The organism is Aquimarina sp. KJ22-3 (assembly GCF_055808215.1).
In genome coordinates this window covers 2,017,240-2,036,784 of sequence record NZ_CM147859.1, presented here as the reverse complement: position 1 = coordinate 2,036,784, position 19,545 = coordinate 2,017,240, and the positions used below count along the sequence as shown (strand labels likewise).

Genomic DNA, 19,545 nt, shown 5'->3' with positions numbered 1-19,545 from the left:
ATAAAATCATTTTCATGCAAGTAACAGATTCCGACATCAGCCAAAAAGTAAGCGAGTGGCTTACTCCTATCTTTGACACAGAAACACAACAACACATTAAAAACCTACAGGAAAACGCTCCCGAAGACCTAAAAGAAAGCTTTTATAAAGACTTAGAATTTGGTACCGGTGGGATGCGTGGTGTAATGGGTGTCGGAACCAATCGCATTAATAAATATACCCTGGGTAAAAGTACTCAAGGACTTAGTAATTACTTACTCAAACAATTTGAAGGCGAACAACCCAAAGCAGTAATCGCCTACGATTGCCGAAATAATAGTGATACCCTGGCGCAAGTAGTTGCCAATGTATTTTCGGCCAATGGAGTAAAGGTGTACCTATTTTCTAGCCTACGCCCTACTCCAGAGCTATCTTTTGCCGTAAAAGAGTTAGGATGCCACTGCGGGATTGTACTTACGGCTAGTCATAACCCACCAGAATATAACGGATATAAGGTATACTGGCAAGACGGTGGCCAATTGGTACCACCACAAGATGCTGAAATCATTGCAGAAATCAATGCATTACAATACGCAGATATTAATTTTGAAGCACAACCGGATCTTATTGAAAAAATAGATACAACTATTGATGAAACTTTTATCAATCAAAGTGTACAAAACGGGAGTATCTCAGCTACTAAAGAAGCCAAAGATAATCTTACAATCGTATTTACCTCCTTACATGGTACTTCTATCACTGCTGTGCCCGAAACCTTAAAACGTGCAGGGTTTAAAAACGTGCATATCGTAGAAGAGCAAGCAGAACCTGATGGTAATTTCCCAACAGTAAAATCTCCCAATCCGGAAGAACCAGAAGCACTAACCATGGCTATGGATTTGGCCAAAAAAGTAAATGCTGATATCGTGATCGGTACTGATCCAGATTGTGACCGTTTAGGAATCGCGGTACGTAATACGGATGGAGATTTACAATTGCTGAATGGGAATCAAACCATGGTGGTAATGACCTGGTTTTTGCTAGAGCAATATGCCAAAGAAAAAACATTTAAGGGTAACGAATTTATTGCCTCTACCATTGTATCCACCCCCATGATGCGTAGCATTGCCAATGGTTTTGGAGTGGAATATCTAGAAGTGCTTACCGGATTCAAATGGATTGCTAAACTGATCAAAGACTTTCCTGAAAAACATTTCATTGGTGGTGGTGAAGAGAGTTTCGGTTTTATGGTAGGTGATTTTGTGCGTGATAAAGATGCGGTGACTTCTACCCTATTGGCTTGCGAAATTGCAGCTTACACCAAAGCAAATGGCAGTTCATTCTACACTACTTTGTTAGAACTGTATACCAAATATGGTTTTTATAAAGAAAATTTGGTGTCGCTAGTTAAAAAGGGAATCGAAGGGGCGCAAGAGATCAAACAAACCATGATTGATCTTCGTAATACTCCACCACAACATTTGAATAACGAAAAAGTGGTCTTGATCGAAGATTACCAGAGCAGCGTTGCCAAAAACCTACAAGATCATACAGAAACAACCATCGATATCCCAAAATCGAATGTGTTGATTTTTTACACCGAAGGTGGTAGCAAAATTGCGGCTCGACCTAGCGGTACCGAACCAAAAATTAAGTTTTACATCAGCGTACAAGCGTCTTTGGATTCGGTAGCTGACTTTGATACCGCACAACAACAATTGGATAGCAAGATTGAAGCTATCAAAAAAGATTTACAATTAACTTAAATAACAGTGATAGCTGTTTTGAAATAATTAATGAAATACTTTAAACAAATTCTCCGCTTTGCGGCTCCTTATAGAATATATGCAATCTTAAATATCATCTCGAATATTTTTTATGCGCTCTTTGGTACATTGGCCATGGTGTCTTTATTTCCTATGCTTAATGTATTGTTTGACAAAACCAAAAAAGTATATGAAGAACCGCAGTGGGAAGGTTTCTTTAAGGTGCGCGATTATGCCGAGAGTTACCTGAGTTACTTTGTAACACAAAAAGAACAACAAGGAAGCGATGATGTATTGATTTTTATGGTGATTCTGGTGATCAGCATGTTCTTTTTGAAGAACATTTTTAGTTACCTGGCCATGTATTTTATCACCTTTTTACGAAATGGGGTATTAAAAGATATTCGTAATGAACTGTATCACAAAACCGTAGCATTACCCCTTTCTTATTTTTCTGAAAAACGAAAAGGAGATACGATGGCACGTATATCTACCGATGTTTTGGAGATTCAACATTCTTTTTTGTCGATTTTAGAATTGATTGTACGAGAACCGTTAATGATTCTATTCACTATTGTAGCGATGGTGTTGATCAGTGTAAAACTGACCATATTTGTATTCATTTTTATACCCGTATCTGGTTTCTTAATCTCTTTGATCGGAAAGCGTTTAAAAAAGGACTCAGACAAAGTACAGCAAGAACAAGGGTTTTTCCTCTCTATAGTTGAAGAAACGCTTGGTGGATTGAAGGTAATCAAAGGATTTAATGCCGAAAAGATCTTTGGGAACAAATTTGAAGCTTCCACAAAACGATTCTATGACTTCTCGAATACCTTATTAAATAGACAGAATTTAGCATCTCCTACTAGTGAGTTTCTAGGAATCTCAGTTATTGCTATCTTATTATGGTATGGTGGACAAATGGTTTTGGTAGACAAAACCCTGGATCCAGGGCTCTTTATTGTATATATGGGATTGGCATATAATATTCTGACTCCGGCAAAAGCGATATCCAAAGCCAGTTATGGTGTAAAAAGAGGAAATGCGGCTGCAGAACGTGTCTTAGAAATTTTGAACACGCCTTCTCCTTTACAAGACAAGCCTAATGCCCAGGAAAAGGAAGGGTTTGGTCAAAAAATTGGGATTAATAATATTTCCTTTAAGTATGAGGATGACTATGTATTAGATGATTTTTCTTTAGAGGTTCCAAAAGGTAGCTCCGTTGCCTTGGTGGGACAATCTGGTAGTGGTAAATCCACCATTGCTAACCTGGTCACTCGTTTTTATGATGTCAATAAAGGAAACATCAGCATCGATGGTGTTGATATAAGAGATTTAAGCAAACACTCTTTAAGAAATTTAATGGGATTGGTAACTCAGGATTCGATCCTATTTAATGATACCATCAAAAACAACCTATTAATAGGAAACGAAACAGCAACAGAAGAAGAGATTATAGATGCGTTGAAAGTGGCCAATGCCTGGGAGTTTGTAAAAGACTTACCCAAAGGTATCGATACCAATATTGGAGATAGCGGAAATAAACTAAGTGGTGGTCAAAAACAACGTCTATCGATCGCCAGAGCGGTATTAAAGAACCCACCTATCATGATTTTGGACGAGGCTACCTCTGCACTGGATACTGAAAGTGAACGACTTGTACAGTCTGCCTTAGAGAATATGATGAAAAATCGAACCAGTATTGTGATCGCTCATCGATTATCAACAATACAAAATTCAGATTTAATCGTTGTAATGCAAAAAGGTAAAATTGTTGAAAAAGGTACACACGAAGAATTAACTGCAAAAGATGGAGTGTATCAAAAATTAGTAACGATGCAGTCGTTTGAATAAAAATTAATTGACTTCCAAATAGTTATAAAAGAAAAAAGAGTGCTATCGCACTCTTTCTCTTCACACAAATCATCTTAATTTAGGGGCTTACTCTAAAATTAAAACTCACTCTTATTAATAAACTTTCACCTTGGGGGAAATGAAAGTAGTAATTCATTATTACAGTGTAAAGATACGACTAATTTTCAGTTTTCCAAATAAAAAATGCATTTTATCTAAAAAAATGTGTTTTTTAACGTTTTGATATATTAAATACATCATATTTTGTAGCCTTATTCCTACTTCACTCAAAAATATCAAAAAGCTATAAAAAGAAAAAGAGTGCTGTCGCACTCTTTCTCTTCACACAAATCATCTTAATTTAGGGGCTTACTCTAAAATTAAAACTCACTCTTATTAATAAACTTTCACCTTGGGGGAAATGAAAGTAGTAATTCATTATTACAGTGTAAAGATACGACTAATTTTCAATTCTCCAAATAAAAACTGCATTTTATCTATAAAAAATGCAAATAAACATCAAATTTAACATTTATTCCTACATTTTTCCTACATTTTTCCTACAAAATTAATCGGTTTACCTTTTTTTACAAGTTTATTAAACCTTTTTTGTGTACATTAGTCTAAGAGGTTAGAATAAACTATCACTAATCATATAAAAAGTCTACCATTGAATATTCAAGAAGAAGAAAGCTTACTTATTACCCTGCAATCTGATGAAGATATCAATGCAGCCTTTAGCAAGTTGGTTACCCTCTACAAGCAACGTTTGTATTGGCATATACGTAATATGGTCAAAAGCCATGACGACACCGATGATATTTTACAGAATGTCTTTATTAAGGTATATAAGAATATAGGTAAGTTTAAAGGAGAAAGTAAATTGTATTCCTGGTTATATCGTATTGCTACCAACGAATCGATTACCTTTCTCAATCAAAAAGCAAAAAAATATAATATTAGTAACGAAGAACTAAACTTGCAATTGGTACAGAATTTGGAAGCTGATGTATATTATAATGGTGATGAAATGCAATTGAAGTTACAAAAGGCCGTTGCCACTCTGCCTCAAAAGCAGCAACAAGTATTTAACATGAAGTATTTTCAGGAATTAAAATACAGAGAAATATCAGAAATCCTGGAAACCAGTGAGGGAGCCCTAAAAGCTTCTTATCACCTGGCAGTGAAAAAAATAGAAGAATTTTTAAAAGAAGGTTAAACCTTTATACATTTACACAGTCATATATATAGTGAAAAAAGATAAATTACATAAAGACAACGGAGGTTTTAAAATACCAGATGGATATTTTGAAACATTTGAGGACCGGTTACAAGAGGCCATCGCTTCTGAAACCGATACCTCTCTTACTCTGGATACAAAGATATCTTCAGGGTTTACTGCTCCCGATGGCTACTTTGATCATGTAGAGGAATCTATCACTAAAGCCATAACGTCTCAAGAAGAAGAGAAATCAATACTAGATCATAAAATCTCTTCTGGGTTTGGCACTCCTGAATCCTATTTTGAATCTTTGGAAGAAAAGGTATTGCAAAAAGCTACAAAAGAAACGCCTAAAGGAAAGGTAATCTCAATATTCTCTAAAAGGAATATACTTTACATCTCTGGTGTAGCGGCTTTGATTGCCATTATCATTTCTGTATCTATTACTAAAGGGAATACCGGCTTAACAGATATCAATACTCTGGAATTAGCAGATATCCAAGATTATTTTGCAGAAGGGAATGTAGAACTTAGTAATGAAGATATTGCTTCCTTATTGGATGAAGAGACTAACTATGCCGATGTATTTGAGGAAAAAGAAATTTCCGAAGAAGAACTATTAGAATATCTATCCGAAGAAGATCTCGAGGATGACATTATATTTACAGATTAACAAATGAACGAGTGTATAGCTCCAAATGAACGATTGAAAAATTAAATTTGATGAAAAAGATACTACTACTGATATGCTTCGCTTTTATTTCGCTACACGCTATGGCGCAAGGACCTGGTCCAGGTGGCGAAAAAATCAAAGCGTTTAAAGTTGCCTTTATCACAGAACAATTAAATCTAAGTAGCAAAGAAGCGCAACAGTTTTGGCCTATCTATAATGCTTATGATGAAACCGTGCACCAAATAAAGAAAAGTGAGCGTAAGGGTTTTAGAGCACTAAAAGAAGCTTACAATGGACCCGATGGATTAAGTGATCGCCAGGCAGGAACATTTTTGGACAATTATATGGATGGCGAAACTAAAAAAATGGAAGCTAGAAAAAAATTGATCAAAGATTTGCAAAGCGTGCTCCCAAATAAAAAGATCGTACGTCTGATTAAGGCTGAAAATGATTTCAATAAACGATTATTAGATCGAGTACGACAATGGCGAAATCGAAGAAATAATCAATAAATATAGGAAGAGGCTTAGATAAGCCTCTTTTTTATTTAAACGTAAGTTTGGCAATTCTTCCTTTACCCGCTGCAATAGCAGTACTATCTTTCAAAAAACGTAAGGTGTAAAATCCTTCTTTACTTAGTTCTTTCCAGGAAGCTCCCCTATCGTTGGAAATGCTAATCCCGGTAAAACCTACCACAACCATTTCTTCTCCTTTCCCATTAGGGATGTAGCGAACGCAACTTTTATAACCCGCTCCACTACCATCGGCAATCAAAGTCCATGTTTTCCCTCCATCTTTCGTAATGGCTTTGTTGGCCTTGTTGTCCTCAGGTTGGGTATAGTCTCCTCCATAAATCACTCCATTCATAGCATCAAAAAACGCCATCGAATATGCTCCCGTAGTTGGCTGTCCTTGTATAATAGGTGTATCTGTAACCGTCCAGGTTTTTCCTTTGTCTGGCGAGTAAAACACCCGAGATTTCATCCCTCCTGACACAATCCAGGTGTGCTCGTCTTGTATAGCGATATTGCCATTACTTGCCGCAAATGCAGCCTCTCCTTCTGCTGTTTCTGGTAGATCTTCGCAAGATACCTTTTGCCAGGAATTGCCTCCGTCTCTAGTGATGATAACAGATAAGCATCCATCTGTTGGATCCCCCATTGCGATTCCTTCTTTATCGTTCCAAAACGCAATGGCATCATAAAATGCTTTTTTATGATGTTCTTCGTAGACCAACTTTTCTTCTTTATTTTCAATATTCACCTTTCGCAACCTGGCTGGCGAACTGATTCCCAAACTGTAAAATGAATTGTCAACAAAAGTAACTGCTCGATGTTCTGTGATCCAATTCTTACTGCTATCTACCGTCTCATTAATTGTATACTCTTTCAATTCCACCGTATTGGTCTTCAAATCCAAAAAACCATACCCTTTGTTAAATCCAAAACCAACCAAAGAATCTCGATATATGTCAATAGCGCGTATGCTTATTGAGTCCTTATAGAGTATTTCTATACCCACTTCAGAAAAACTTGGCTTTACGATTTCCTCTTTAGTAGCACAGGATAATATGCTCAAAACGAAAATAAGGATCAAAACTACTCTCATATGCAACAATTTTGACCAAATATAATAGTATTTGATTACAAACGTCTACCTTTGCAAACCTTTAAAAAGTAGCAACATGCGTTTACATAGAAATCTTGTTTTTGCGGTAATTGACGGACTTAATGAAATCTTTAATGAAGATGGCTATGCCGACAAAGTAGTTCAAAAACTTTTGAAGCGGGACAAAAGATGGGGATCTCGGGATCGAAGCTTTGTAGCAGAAACGGTTTATGAAATTGTACGTTGGAAACGCCTGTATGCTGAAATCGCTGAAGTAAAAGAGCCTTTTTCAAGAGAAAATCTATGGCGAATTTTTGCGGTTTGGGCTACGCTACGAGGAATTACACTACCCGATTGGAAACAAATCGGCCCTACTCCTACTCGACGTATCAAAGGACGATTTGATGAATTAAGTAAAATCAGAAAGTTTAGAGAATCTATTCCTGATTGGATGGACGAAATCGGAGAACAAGAATTAGGGGCTAAATGGGAAAAAGAATTGAAAGCGCTCAACGAGCAGGCTCCAGTAGTGTTAAGAACCAATACCTTAAAAATTTCGAGAGATAAATTACGAAGTGCCTTAGAAGATGAAGATATCGATACCGAATTCATCAAAGGATATCCAGACGCTTTGCAGCTTACTGAGCGCAAAAATGTATTTACCTCAGATGCTTTCAAAAATGGTTTTTTCGAGGTACAGGATGCTTCATCGCAATTGGTGGCTAACTTTCTGGATGTACAACCAGGGCAACGTGTAGTCGATACTTGTGCCGGTGCTGGAGGCAAAACGTTACACCTTTCTGCATTGATGCAAAACAAAGGGCAAATCATTGCTATGGACATCTACGGCAATAAACTGAAAGAATTAAAAGAAGAGCAAAAAGAGCAGGTGCTCATAATATCGAACCTCGCACCATAGAAAGCACTAAGGATATCAAAAAGCTACATGGAAAAGCAGATCGGGTTTTGATTGATGCTCCGTGTAGTGGATTAGGGGTACTAAGTAGAAATCCTGATGCCAAATGGAAGCTTCAGCCTGAGTTTCTGGATTCGATCAGACAGACACAATCAGAAATTTTGGAGAGTTATTCAAAAATGGTAAAACCCGGAGGGAAACTGGTTTATGCTACGTGTTCCATCCTACCTTCAGAAAATCAAAACCAGGTAGAGGATTTTCTTACCACAGAAACCGGAAAAAATTTCAGTTTTATCAAAGACAAAAAAATATTATCTCATCAATCTGGTTATGATGGGTTTTATATGGCTTTACTAGAAAGAAAGTAAACTAGTCTTTTCTTACCTATTAATAATTGTAAATCATTTTCACTGAAAACAAGGTGTTTTGGTAAATGTCTTTGCAAGATATTTGCTTCATGTTTATAAGTACAACACTATAATTGTAATTCGTAAAATGAAGTGGATTAATTCTCAAATGGTGATCTGGTTGGTAATTCAATTACTGATGCTTCTAATTACCATGTCTTCTCAGGAGCAAGAAAGCCTCATTATCTTTTGGGTGACTCTTCCATTCGCAATATTAAATTGTATTGCCATCGCTATTATTTGGTTTGGAAAACCTAAAACCGGAAGTATTTTATTCTTTATAGGAAGTGTTTTATTTATACCCATTGGCATCATTGGAGCTATAGGAGCCAGAAAAAACCTAAATCAAATCAAAAAAGAGAAGTTCATTAATACAATATAAGTATGGAATTAATACAAGAATTTTCACTACGTAAACAATTAGCCAATCAAAACTTAATCATGGGAGGAATAATCGTACTCATTAGTATTATTATGTTTTTCCTAATTGGAAATCTCATGATGATTGGTCCAGGTATTTTATTATTGGTCATTGGTGGTTTAAATCAAAACTTAAAAGTAGTAAAAGTCTATCCTGAATATTTAGAGGTTAAACTTGGAGTTCTCGCGCCGAAAAAATTTATTCGCTACAATCAAATCACCCAATTCAAAGCTGTTAATAAAATCCTGGAAATACACTATAATACAGACGAAAGTAAATTCAAAAAAGTAAGAATTGCTAAAAGAGCTCTGGAACAAGAAGATATAATTGCCATTAATAATTTTTTATCAGAGCATACAGATTTGGATTCGAATAACAGTTGGATTAACGGGTAATTACAGGGGCTAGACGATACTTTGGGATCCAGCACTAAAATTATACACAATTGTATGTATTGCAAAAAGGTGGGGCGTTAATTATCAGAATGTATACCTAGTAGTCTTTATACTTTCTGGTTTTTAAAATTTGGTGAATAACTAAAGGATCCAATAGCTATTTTGTGCTTGATTTTACATTTAAAATAGTAAATTTGCAGCTTAATTAAAACAACACAAATAATCGAAGTATGATTCATTTCTTCGGAAACCCAAAAGAGAAAGTATTTGCCGTTCAAGCCAATACTGAAATTACCCCAGAAAGTATTAAAAAACTCACATGGTTATTTGGCAACCAACCTAAAATATCTACGGCGTCTGTTGACGCTTTTTTTGTTGGTCCACGTGCCGCAATGATCACTCCTTGGAGTACCAATGCAGTAGAGATCACCCAAAATATGGGTATCGAAGGAATCATACGAATTGAAGAGTTCAACTCGGTTCCAGAATCGCATACGGACTTTGATCCAATGCTTTCTCAAAAGTACGATGGATTGGATCAGGATATTTACACTATAGACATCCAACCAGAAGCGATTATGGCCATCGAAGATATTGCAGCCTATAACGAAAGTGAAGGATTAGCACTAAGTGAAGAAGAGATTGAATACCTGGAAGGAATAAGTCAAAAAATTGGTAGAAAACTCACAGATTCTGAAGTATTCGGTTTCTCACAAGTAAATTCAGAGCACTGTCGTCATAAAATCTTTAACGGTACTTTTGTTATTGATGGAGAGGAGCAACCCTCTTCTCTTTTTAAAATGATCAAGAAGACGTCAGAAACACATCCTAATCATATCGTTTCTGCATATAAGGATAATGTTGCCTTTATCGATGGACCTAAGGCTACGCAGTTTGCTCCTAAAACCGCAGACAAACCAGACTTTTATACCGAACAAGATTTTGAAAGTGTAATTTCTCTAAAAGCAGAAACACATAACTTCCCGACCACGGTAGAGCCTTTTAATGGTGCCGCTACAGGTTCTGGAGGGGAGATAAGAGACCGTCTCGCAGGAGGAAAAGGTTCTTTACCGCTAGCAGGAACTGCAGTATACATGACTTCATACTCAAGACTTGAAGAAAACAGACCTTGGGAGCAAGCCGTTGCAGAGCGCGATTGGTTGTATCAAACTCCAATGGACATTTTGATCAAAGCTTCTAATGGAGCTTCGGATTTTGGAAATAAGTTCGGGCAACCTTTGATCACTGGATCTGTACTTACTTTTGAACATGAAGAAGATGCTAGAAAGTTAGGATTCGATAAGGTAATCATGTTAGCTGGAGGTATTGGATATGGTAAAAAAGACCAAGCAATCAAAGCCAAACCGGAAACAGGTGATAAAATTGTAATTCTTGGTGGAGAAAACTATAGAATCGGCATGGGAGGTGCAGCTGTATCCTCTGCAGATACTGGGGAATTTAGTAGTGGTATCGAATTGAATGCCATCCAACGTTCTAACCCAGAAATGCAAAAAAGAGCAGCCAATGCGATTCGCGGTATGGTAGAAAGCGATCAAAATACGATTGTTTCTATTCATGATCACGGAGCTGGTGGGCATTTAAATTGCCTTTCAGAGTTAGTAGAAGAAACAGGAGGTAAAATCGATTTGGATAAGCTACCTGTGGGAGATCCTACCTTATCCGCAAAAGAAATCATAGGAAACGAATCACAAGAGAGAATGGGATTGGTGATCGGACCTGATAATATCGACACCCTACAACGTATCGCTGAGCGTGAACGCTCTCCTATGTATCAGGTTGGAGATGTAACCGGAGATCATCGTTTTACCTTTACTTCAGCAACTAAAGGAGACACCCCTATGGACATGGATCTGGACCATATGTTTGGAAGTTCTCCAAAAACCATCATGAACGATGTAAGTATTGATCGTAACTATAATGAGATCAATTACACTACAGATAAATTAAAAGATTACCTCGAGCAAGTGTTGCAATTGGAAGCTGTTGCCTGTAAAGACTGGTTGACTAACAAAGTAGACCGTTGTGTAGGAGGACGTGTAGCCAAGCAACAATGTGCAGGACCTTTGCAATTACCGTTAAATAATTGCGGAGTAATGGCGATAGATTATAAGTCCGGAGAGGGTATTGCTACTTCTATAGGGCACTCCCCTATTTCTGGGTTGATTGATCCCGAAGCGGGAAGTAAAAACTCTATAGCAGAATCACTTACCAATATTATTTGGGCTCCTTTGAACGAGGGATTATCTTCCATTTCATTATCTGCAAACTGGATGTGGCCTTGTAAAAATGAAGGAGAAGATGCAAGGCTATACAAAGCTGTTAAAGCTGTTTCTGACTTTGCCATAGATTTAGGGATCAACGTACCAACGGGTAAGGATTCTTTATCCATGAAACAAAAGTATCCTAATGAGGAAGTTATCGCGCCGGGTACAGTAATCATATCCGCTGCTGCACATTGTAATGATATTGCCGGAGTGGTTGAACCGGTATTAAAAACATATGGCGGAGATATCTTCTACATTAATATGTCCAATGATAAACATCAATTAGGTGGATCTTCATTTGCGCAGGTACACAATAAAATTGGTACAACAGCACCAAATGTAACCGATGCTAAAGCCTTCAAAACTACGTTTAATGTCATCCAGCAATTGATTAAGGATCGTAAAATTATCGCAGGGCATGATGTTGCCTCAGGAGGTTTAATCACTACATTATTAGAACTATGTTTTGCTGATGTAGATCTTGCTGCCAATATTGACCTTTCTGAAATTGGAGAGTTTGATTCTATCAAACTCTTATTTGCTGAGAATGCTGGAATTGTTTTCCAAAGTGCTCCTAATAGTGATGTAGCACAAATACTTGCTGAAAACGGAATTGAATTTTTCAAGATTGGTAAAGCTGTTGAAGGAAACACACTTCAAATCGTGAATCAGGACGATAGTTTTGATTTGAATATTGCAGAACTCCGAAATACTTGGTACAAGACCTCTTACCTTTTGGACCAAAAACAAACGGCAAATGGCCTTGCCAAAGATCGTTTCGAGAATTATGCAAAGCAACCTTTGAAATATGAGTTCCCTATTCATTTTATGGGAAGAAAACCGATCATTGATAGTAGTAAGCCTCGTCCAAAAGCAGCGATCATTAGAGAAAAAGGAAGTAACTCTGAGCGTGAAATGGCCAATGCTATGTACCTGGCTGGTTTTGATGTAAAGGATGTGCACATGACTGATCTTATTTCGGGACGTGAGACTCTTGAAGACATTCAGTTTATTGGTGCAGTTGGAGGATTCTCAAATAGCGATGTATTGGGATCTGCAAAAGGATGGGCTGGAGCATTTCTATATAATGAGAAAGCCAATACGGCGTTGAAAAAATTCTTTGATAGAGAAGACACACTCTCTGTAGGGATCTGTAACGGTTGTCAGTTATTTATGGAATTAGAAGTGATCAATCCAGATCATGAAACCCATGGAAAGTTAATTCACAATACTTCGCATAAGCACGAAAGTGCATTTACATCGGTAAAAGTTCAGGAAAACAATTCTGTAATGCTATCTACTTTGGCAGGAAGTACACTTGGGGTTTGGATTTCTCATGGAGAAGGGAAGTTTAACTTACCCCTATCTGAAGACAATTATCATATCGTAGCCAAATATGGTTACGATGCATATCCATCTAATCCAAATGGATCAGATTATAACGTAGCGATGATGGCGGATAAAACCGGTAGACACCTTGTAATGATGCCACATATCGAACGTTCGATTTTCCAGTGGAACTGGGCTAATTATCCAGATGGTAGAAAAGATGAAGTATCTCCATGGATCGAAGCTTTTGTAAATGCAAGAAAGTGGATAGAAAACCGATAATCATAAAGCGGTAGGATTAAAGATATCTTAAACTAGAATAGAGAATACTACCATATCCTCTTTAAAATTACGATATCAAGAATATCGCATCAAAAACAATAAAAAATTAAGGAGTTGATAAATTACAGCTCCTTTTTTTATATATTAGGGTTGTGTATTATCAGATTTTTTATAATTTGCGAAACTATGCACGCATAGTAATTTAACAAGATTCCTAGAAAGTAAAATGAAGCATTTGTTTTTGGTATATAATCCCTTGGATTTTACTATCTTATAAAGTTTTTATGCCATTCTTCTAGATAAGATTTGTTGAATTCTACAAAAAACATTTAAAACGACTTATGACGACAATTACTAGATTATTTGATTTTCCACATTATCAATTAGAGAAATTTAATTTAGACAAGGCTTTAATCACAAAGTATAATGGAGAGTGGATTGCTACTTCTACCCAAGAATACATTAATAAAGCTAACCAGATTAGTAGAGGTTTACTAAGACTGGGGGTAAAACCAAACGATAAAATCGCCATAATATCTTCAAATAATAGAACTGAATGGAATATTACAGATATTGGTGTGTTACAAATCGGAGCACAAGATGTTCCTATTTATCCTACAATTTCTCAGGAAGATTATGAATATGTATTAAATCACTCAGAGTCGGTATATTGTTTTGTTTCTGATGATGAAGTATTTCAAAAAGTAAAAAATATTCACGGAAATGTACCTTCATTAAAAGGAGTATATTCTTTTAATGATATAGACGGTTGTAAAAGCTGGAATGAAGTTTTAGAATTAGGTAAAGATGACAGCAACCAGGAAGAAGTAGAAAAGTTAATGGCAGGAGTACATGAAGATGATCTCGCTACCTTAATATATACCTCTGGTACTACAGGTCGTCCAAAAGGAGTAATGCTAAGTCATAAAAACGTGGTAAGCAATGCCTTGAGTGCTGCAACTCGATTCCCTATTCCTTCGGGAGAAGCGAAAGCATTAAGCTTTTTACCAGTATGTCATATCTATGAGCGTATGCTGATGTATTTATACCAATATTTGGGTGTAAGTATCTATTTTGCAGAGTCGCTAGAAACGATCAGTGATAACCTTAAAGAAGTGAAACCAGATGTAATGACAGCGGTACCTCGACTTCTCGAAAAGGTATATGATAAAATTATTGCAAAAGGAGCGGATTTAACAGGGTTAAAGAAAAAGCTCTTCTTCTGGGCAGTAGAACTTGGTTTAAAATACGAACCATACGGAGCCAACGGATGGTGGTATGAAAAGAAACTAGGGTTAGCCAGAAAATTAATATTCAGCAAATGGCAGGAAGCTCTTGGAGGTAACCTAAAAGTAATTGCTTCTGGAAGTGCGGCACTACAACCAAGATTGGCAAGAGTATTTAATGCTGCTGGAATGTCTGTGATGGAAGGATACGGTCTTACCGAAACCTCTCCCGTAGTATCCGTAAATGATGAAAGAGAGAAAGGTTTCAAAATTGGAACTGTGGGTAGAATGATCCCAAATACTGAAGTTAAAATTGCAGAAGACGGTGAGATTCTTGTAAAAGGACCACAAGTAATGCAAGGATATTACAAAGACCCAGAAAAAACTGCTGAGGTATTAAAAGATGGATACTTCCATACTGGTGATATCGGTGAGATTGATAGCGATGGGTTCTTAAGAATTACAGACCGCAAAAAAGAAATGTTCAAAACTTCTGGTGGAAAATATGTGGCTCCTCAATTGATCGAAAACGCCATGAAGCAATCCAGATTCATTGAACAAATTATGGTGATCGGTGAAGGAGAAAAAATGCCAGCTGCTTTCATTCAGCCTAACTTTGAATTCTTAAAAGATTGGGCAGAAAGAAAAGGACTGCAGATCGGCGGAACAATGGAAGAAATGATTAGCAATCCTACCGTAATAGAACGCTATCAAGAAGAGGTAGATGAGCATAACGAAAAATTTGGTAAGTGGGAACGCGTAAAGAAATTCGAATTGACTCCAGATGAGTGGAGTATCGATGCGGGTCACCTTACCCCTACTATGAAACTAAAAAGAAGAGTTATCAAAGAAAAATATAGTGCGTTATACACTAAGATTTATGGCTAATTCAAACTACTGATTACAATTGTAATATATATACAAGCTTAACTGTTAATCAGTAAACTCCTCATTTTATGGGGAGTTTTTTTATTAATTCAATAGAAAAACGTAAATTACTTCAACATTTTCTAAATTTTTACATTATTTATTATGCATGCATAATAAATTTTTCTTACCTTTACCATCACAATAATAAACGAATGAGGGAAAAAACGATCGACTATGCCCTTCGGGCTACATGGATGGCGGTTGCCAAGATGTATAACGAAGAAGCAAGTAAAAAAGGCAGTACTATGGCTACTGGATTTGCACTCCTAAGTATTGATCCAGAAAGCGGCACTCCATCAACCTCTTTAGGACCCAAAATGGGCATGGAAGCTACAAGCCTGTCACGTACTTTGAAAACCATGGAAGAAAAAGGATTAATCTATAGAAAAAAGAACCCTCAGGATGGCCGAGGTGTTTTGATCTATTTAACCCCTTTTGGAGTAGAGATGAGAAATTTCTCTAAAGAAGTGGTTTTCACTTTTGACAACGCGGTAAAAAAACATATTCCAAAAGAAAAGCTTGATGTTTTTCTGGAAGTATTTCAGATCATCAACGATTTAATATCGTCAAAGAAAATTTATAAAAAACAGGAATCTATAAAACCTTAACAACCAGAAGTTCAACAATGAAAAGAATCATTAAAAAAGTTGCAGTCGTCGGCTCAGGAATTATGGGATCGGGAATTGCATGTCATTTTGCTAATATTGGTGCAGAAGTTCTATTATTAGATATCGTTCCTAGAGAACTAAACGATAAAGAAAAGGCAAAAGGCCTTACTTTAGAAGACAAAGTAGTAAGAAATCGATTAGTAAATGATTCGCTTACCGCTGCGCTTAAATCAAAGCCCTCTCCTATTTACCATCAAAAATTTGCAAACCGAATTACCACAGGTAATTTGGAAGATGATATTGCAAAAGTTGCAGATGTAGATTGGATTATCGAGGTTGTTGTTGAGAGACTTGATATCAAAAAACAAGTTTTCGAAAACTTAGAAAAATACAGAACACCAGGAACTTTAATTACTTCAAATACTTCTGGTATTCCTATCAAATTTATGAGTGAAGGTAGAAGCGAAGATTTCCAGAAACATTTCTGTGGAACACACTTCTTTAACCCTGCTCGTTACTTAAAGTTATTTGAGATTATCCCTGGTCCACAAACTTCTACAGAAGTATTGGATTTCTTAAACGGATACGGAGAGCAATTCTTAGGTAAAACTTCTGTTGTAGCCAAAGATACACCAGCATTTATCGGTAACAGAATTGGTATCTTCAGCATCATGAGTTTATTCCATATGGTAAAAGAAATGGGATTAACTATAGAAGAAGTGGACAAACTTACTGGTCCGGTAATCGGTCGTCCAAAATCAGCTACCTTCAGAACGGTAGATGTTGTTGGTCTGGATACTTTGGTTCATGTAGCTAATGGTATCGCCGAAAACTGTCCAGATGACGAACGTCATGAATTGTTTAAACTTCCTGATTTCATCAATACGATGATGGAAAACAAATGGTTAGGGAGCAAAACAAAACAAGGATTCTATAAAAAACACGTTTCTCCAGAAGGTAAAAAAGATATTCTTTCTTTAGATCTAGATACTTTGGAGTATAGAGAAAAGAAAAGAGCTTCTTTTGCTACATTAGAAATGACGAAGACTATCGATAAAGTAATCGATCGTTTTAAAGTACTAGTATCTGGAAAAGATAAAGCAGGAGAATTCTATCGTAAAAACCTTGCCGCTTTATTTGCATATGTTTCAAACCGAATCCCAGAAATCACTGACGATTTATACAAGATTGACGATGCGATGAAAGCTGGTTTTGGTTGGGAACATGGACCATTCCAAATCTGGGATGCTGTAGGTGTTGAAAAAGGAATAGAAATGATGAAAGCTGAAGGATATGAGCCGGCAGCTTGGGTAAACGAAATGTTATCTTCTGGAAGTTCTTCTTTCTACACGGTAAAAGAAGGTGCTACATATTTCTACGAAATTCCAACAAAACAACAAACTAAAGTCCCCGGACAAGATGCCTTTATCATTTTAGATAATATTAGAGAATCTTCTCAGGTATTCAAAAACAGTGGTGTTGTTGTTGAAGATCTTGGAGATGGAATCTTAAATGTAGAATTCCAAAGTAAGATGAACACTATTGGTGGTGATGTTCTTGCTGGTCTTAATAAAGCTATTGATCTTGCTGAAAAAGATTTCCAGGGATTGGTTGTTGGTAACCAGGGAGCAAATTTCTCTGTGGGTGCAAACATCGGTATGATCTTTATGATGGCCGTAGAGCAAGAGTATGACGAATTGAACATGGCAATCAAATACTTCCAGGATACCATGATGCGCATGCGCTACTCTTCTATCCCAACAGTTGTGGCTCCTCACGGAATGTCGCTTGGTGGTGGATGTGAGATCTCACTTCATGCAGACAAAGTTGTTGCAGCTGCAGAAACTTATATGGGATTAGTAGAATTTGGTGTTGGTGTGATCCCAGGTGGTGGTGGATCTAAAGAAATGGCATTGAGAGCTGCTGATTTATTCAAGAAAAATGATGTAGAGTTAAATATTCTACAAGAGCATTTCTTAACCATTGGTATGGCAAAAGTGTCTACTTCTGCTTACGAAGCCTTTGATACTAACCTACTACAAAAAGGTAAAGATATTGTTGTAGTTAACAAAGACCGCCAGATCGCTACCGCAAAAGCACATGCAAAATTAATGGCAGAGCAAGGATATACACAACCGCCTCGCCGTAAAGACATAAAAGTACTTGGAAAACAAGCACTGGGTATGTTCTTGGTAGGAACAGATTCTATGGAAGCAAGTAGATTTATCTCTGAACACGATCACAAAATAGCCAACAAACTAGGTTATGTAATGGCTGGAGGAGATCTTTCTGAACCTACCCTGGTTACAGAACAGTATTTACTTGATCTTGAAAGAGAAGCTTTCTTGTCTCTTTGTACAGAACGTAAAACTCTTGAGCGTATCGAACACATGCTTAAGAAAGGAAAACCTCTTAGAAACTAGAACCTTAGAAAAAGAAAAAAGATGAAAACAGCATATATAGTAAAAGCTTATAGAACAGCCGTGGGAAAAGCGCCCCGCGGATTGTTCAGATTTAAAAGAACTGATGAATTAGCTGCAGAAACTATCGAGCACATGATGAAAGAGCTTCCTCAATTGGATAAGTCTCGTATCGATGATGTGATCGTAGGAAATGCAATGCCAGAAGGTGCACAAGGATTAAACATGGCCCGTTTGATTTCATTAATGGGATTAGATTCTATCGATGTACCAGGTGTTACCGTAAACCGTTTCTGTTCTTCTGGACTTGAAACTATCGGAATCGCTACTGCAAAAATTCAAGCAGGAATGGCAGATTGTATCATTGCTGGTGGTGCAGAGAGCATGAGTGCAGTACCAATGACTGGTTTCAAAACAGATTTGAACTATGACCTGGCAAAAGATAACGCAAGTTATTACTGGGGAATGGGGAATACTGCAGAAGCCGTAGCAGATCAGTTTAAAGTATCTCGTGAAGATCAGGATGAGTTTGCTTACAATTCTCATATGAAAGCATTGAAAGCACAAGCTGAAAATCGTTTTCAGGATCAAATCGTGCCTATCAACGTAGAACAGACTTATATCGATGCTAGTGGTAAGAAAGCTACAAAATCATATACGGTAAACAAGGACGAAGGACCTCGTGCTGGTACTAGCAAAGAAGTTCTAGGTAAACTGAGACCAGTATTTGCTGCAGGTGGTAGCGTTACTGCGGGTAACTCTTCTCAAATGAGTGATGGTGCTGCTTTTGTATTGGTAATGAGCGAAGAGATGGTAAAAGAACTTAATTTGGAGCCTATCGCACGCATGGTAAACTACGCAGCTGCTGGAGTTGAACCAAGAATTATGGGTATCGGACCAGTAAAAGCAATTCCAAAGGCGTTGAAACAAGCTGGTTTAAAGCAAGATGATGTAGAGTTGATCGAACTTAACGAAGCTTTTGCTTCTCAATCGCTTGCTGTAATCCGTGAACTTGGATTAAATCCAGACATCATCAATGTAAACGGAGGTGCTATTGCACTAGGACACCCACTAGGTTGTACAGGAGCAAAGCTATCGGTACAGCTATTTGATGAGATGCGTAAACGTGAAATGAAAGGAAAATACGGTATGGTTACTATGTGTGTAGGAACAGGACAAGGAGCCGCTGGTATTTTTGAGTTTTTGAATTAAAATAAAAGAGTA

The 19,545-nt window shown here is 37.1% G+C and carries 13 protein-coding genes and 1 pseudogene; 13 read left to right on the top strand and 1 reads right to left on the bottom strand.

Annotated elements, in window-relative coordinates; all coding sequences use genetic code 11:
• Nucleotides 1–14: 14 nt before the first annotated feature.
• The 5 genes from AC0L3Q_RS09080 to AC0L3Q_RS09060 all read left to right on the top strand — a co-directional run bounded on the left by AC0L3Q_RS09080 (nucleotide 15) and on the right by AC0L3Q_RS09060 (nucleotide 6,006).
• Entirely contained in the window at nucleotides 15–1,745 is a 1,731-nt protein-coding gene (locus AC0L3Q_RS09080) for a phospho-sugar mutase (RefSeq protein ID WP_473286280.1), read from the top strand.
• 30 nt (nucleotides 1,746–1,775) lie between these two features.
• Complete coding sequence (locus AC0L3Q_RS09075) at nucleotides 1,776–3,599, top strand: ABC transporter ATP-binding protein (protein ID WP_473286279.1); 1,824 nt, start codon at nucleotides 1,776–1,778, stop codon at nucleotides 3,597–3,599.
• Between the two features lie 676 nt (nucleotides 3,600–4,275).
• The gene (locus tag AC0L3Q_RS09070) at nucleotides 4,276–4,818 is read left to right on the top strand and encodes an RNA polymerase sigma factor (RefSeq protein WP_473286918.1); all 543 of its coding nucleotides are present in this window, start codon (nucleotides 4,276–4,278) and stop codon (nucleotides 4,816–4,818) included.
• 31 nt (nucleotides 4,819–4,849) lie between these two features.
• Nucleotides 4,850–5,494 carry a hypothetical protein gene (locus AC0L3Q_RS09065; protein ID WP_473286278.1) on the top strand — a complete coding sequence of 215 codons (645 nt, stop codon included), beginning with the start codon at nucleotides 4,850–4,852 and terminating at the stop codon, nucleotides 5,492–5,494.
• 50 nt (nucleotides 5,495–5,544) lie between these two features.
• Nucleotides 5,545–6,006 (top strand): hypothetical protein, encoded by a 462-nt coding sequence (locus AC0L3Q_RS09060; protein ID WP_473286277.1) that lies wholly within the window; start codon nucleotides 5,545–5,547, stop codon nucleotides 6,004–6,006.
• Between the two features lie 31 nt (nucleotides 6,007–6,037).
• On the opposite strand, the gene AC0L3Q_RS09055 is transcribed toward AC0L3Q_RS09060, so the two are convergent.
• Nucleotides 6,038–7,102 carry a WD40/YVTN/BNR-like repeat-containing protein gene (locus AC0L3Q_RS09055; RefSeq protein WP_473286276.1) on the bottom strand — a complete coding sequence of 355 codons (1,065 nt, stop codon included), beginning with the start codon at nucleotides 7,100–7,102 and terminating at the stop codon, nucleotides 6,038–6,040.
• Nucleotides 7,103–7,178: 76 nt separating this feature from the next.
• Between AC0L3Q_RS09055 and AC0L3Q_RS09050 the strand changes: the two are divergent.
• The 8 genes and pseudogenes from AC0L3Q_RS09050 (at nucleotide 7,179) to AC0L3Q_RS09015 (ending at nucleotide 19,533) form a co-directional block, all read left to right on the top strand.
• Nucleotides 7,179–8,386: pseudogene (locus tag AC0L3Q_RS09050) on the top strand (RsmB/NOP family class I SAM-dependent RNA methyltransferase).
• A gap of 127 nt (nucleotides 8,387–8,513) precedes the next feature.
• Nucleotides 8,514–8,807, top strand: coding sequence for a hypothetical protein (locus AC0L3Q_RS09045; RefSeq protein WP_473286275.1), 294 nt, complete (start codon nucleotides 8,514–8,516; stop codon nucleotides 8,805–8,807).
• Nucleotides 8,808–8,809: 2 nt separating this feature from the next.
• The gene (locus AC0L3Q_RS09040; RefSeq protein ID WP_473286274.1) at nucleotides 8,810–9,241 is read left to right on the top strand and encodes a hypothetical protein; all 432 of its coding nucleotides are present in this window, start codon (nucleotides 8,810–8,812) and stop codon (nucleotides 9,239–9,241) included.
• Nucleotides 9,242–9,471: 230 nt separating this feature from the next.
• Nucleotides 9,472–13,137: a phosphoribosylformylglycinamidine synthase gene (gene purL, locus AC0L3Q_RS09035; RefSeq protein ID WP_473286273.1), complete on the top strand. Its 3,666-nt coding sequence runs from the start codon at nucleotides 9,472–9,474 to the stop codon at nucleotides 13,135–13,137.
• A gap of 341 nt (nucleotides 13,138–13,478) precedes the next feature.
• Nucleotides 13,479–15,251: an AMP-dependent synthetase/ligase gene (locus AC0L3Q_RS09030; RefSeq protein WP_473286272.1), complete on the top strand. Its 1,773-nt coding sequence runs from the start codon at nucleotides 13,479–13,481 to the stop codon at nucleotides 15,249–15,251.
• A 194-nt stretch (nucleotides 15,252–15,445) separates the two neighbouring features.
• Nucleotides 15,446–15,901: a MarR family winged helix-turn-helix transcriptional regulator gene (locus AC0L3Q_RS09025; protein ID WP_073314584.1), complete on the top strand. Its 456-nt coding sequence runs from the start codon at nucleotides 15,446–15,448 to the stop codon at nucleotides 15,899–15,901.
• Nucleotides 15,902–15,918: 17 nt separating this feature from the next.
• Nucleotides 15,919–18,324 (top strand): 3-hydroxyacyl-CoA dehydrogenase NAD-binding domain-containing protein, encoded by a 2,406-nt coding sequence (locus AC0L3Q_RS09020; protein ID WP_473286271.1) that lies wholly within the window; start codon nucleotides 15,919–15,921, stop codon nucleotides 18,322–18,324.
• Nucleotides 18,325–18,345: 21 nt separating this feature from the next.
• A complete protein-coding gene (locus AC0L3Q_RS09015; RefSeq protein ID WP_073314588.1) occupies nucleotides 18,346–19,533 on the top strand; it encodes an acetyl-CoA C-acyltransferase in 1,188 nt (395 codons plus the stop codon).
• Nucleotides 19,534–19,545 lie beyond the last annotated feature (12 nt).

What these genes read in the sequence shown, in the direction of transcription:
- AC0L3Q_RS09080 (WP_473286280.1), top strand. Translation starts at nt 15, where the DNA reads ATGCAAGTAACAGATTCCGACATCAGCCAAAAAGTAAGCGAGTGGCTT.
- AC0L3Q_RS09075 (WP_473286279.1), top strand. Translation starts at nt 1,776, where the DNA reads ATGAAATACTTTAAACAAATTCTCCGCTTTGCGGCTCCTTATAGAATA.
- AC0L3Q_RS09060 (WP_473286277.1), top strand. Translation starts at nt 5,545, where the DNA reads ATGAAAAAGATACTACTACTGATATGCTTCGCTTTTATTTCGCTACAC.
- AC0L3Q_RS09055 (WP_473286276.1), bottom strand. Translation starts at nt 7,102, where the DNA reads ATGAGAGTAGTTTTGATCCTTATTTTCGTTTTGAGCATATTATCCTGT.
- AC0L3Q_RS09045 (WP_473286275.1), top strand. Translation starts at nt 8,514, where the DNA reads ATGAAGTGGATTAATTCTCAAATGGTGATCTGGTTGGTAATTCAATTA.
- AC0L3Q_RS09040 (WP_473286274.1), top strand. Translation starts at nt 8,810, where the DNA reads ATGGAATTAATACAAGAATTTTCACTACGTAAACAATTAGCCAATCAA.
- purL (WP_473286273.1), top strand. Translation starts at nt 9,472, where the DNA reads ATGATTCATTTCTTCGGAAACCCAAAAGAGAAAGTATTTGCCGTTCAA.
- AC0L3Q_RS09030 (WP_473286272.1), top strand. Translation starts at nt 13,479, where the DNA reads ATGACGACAATTACTAGATTATTTGATTTTCCACATTATCAATTAGAG.
- AC0L3Q_RS09025 (WP_073314584.1), top strand. Translation starts at nt 15,446, where the DNA reads ATGAGGGAAAAAACGATCGACTATGCCCTTCGGGCTACATGGATGGCG.
- AC0L3Q_RS09020 (WP_473286271.1), top strand. Translation starts at nt 15,919, where the DNA reads ATGAAAAGAATCATTAAAAAAGTTGCAGTCGTCGGCTCAGGAATTATG.
- AC0L3Q_RS09015 (WP_073314588.1), top strand. Translation starts at nt 18,346, where the DNA reads ATGAAAACAGCATATATAGTAAAAGCTTATAGAACAGCCGTGGGAAAA.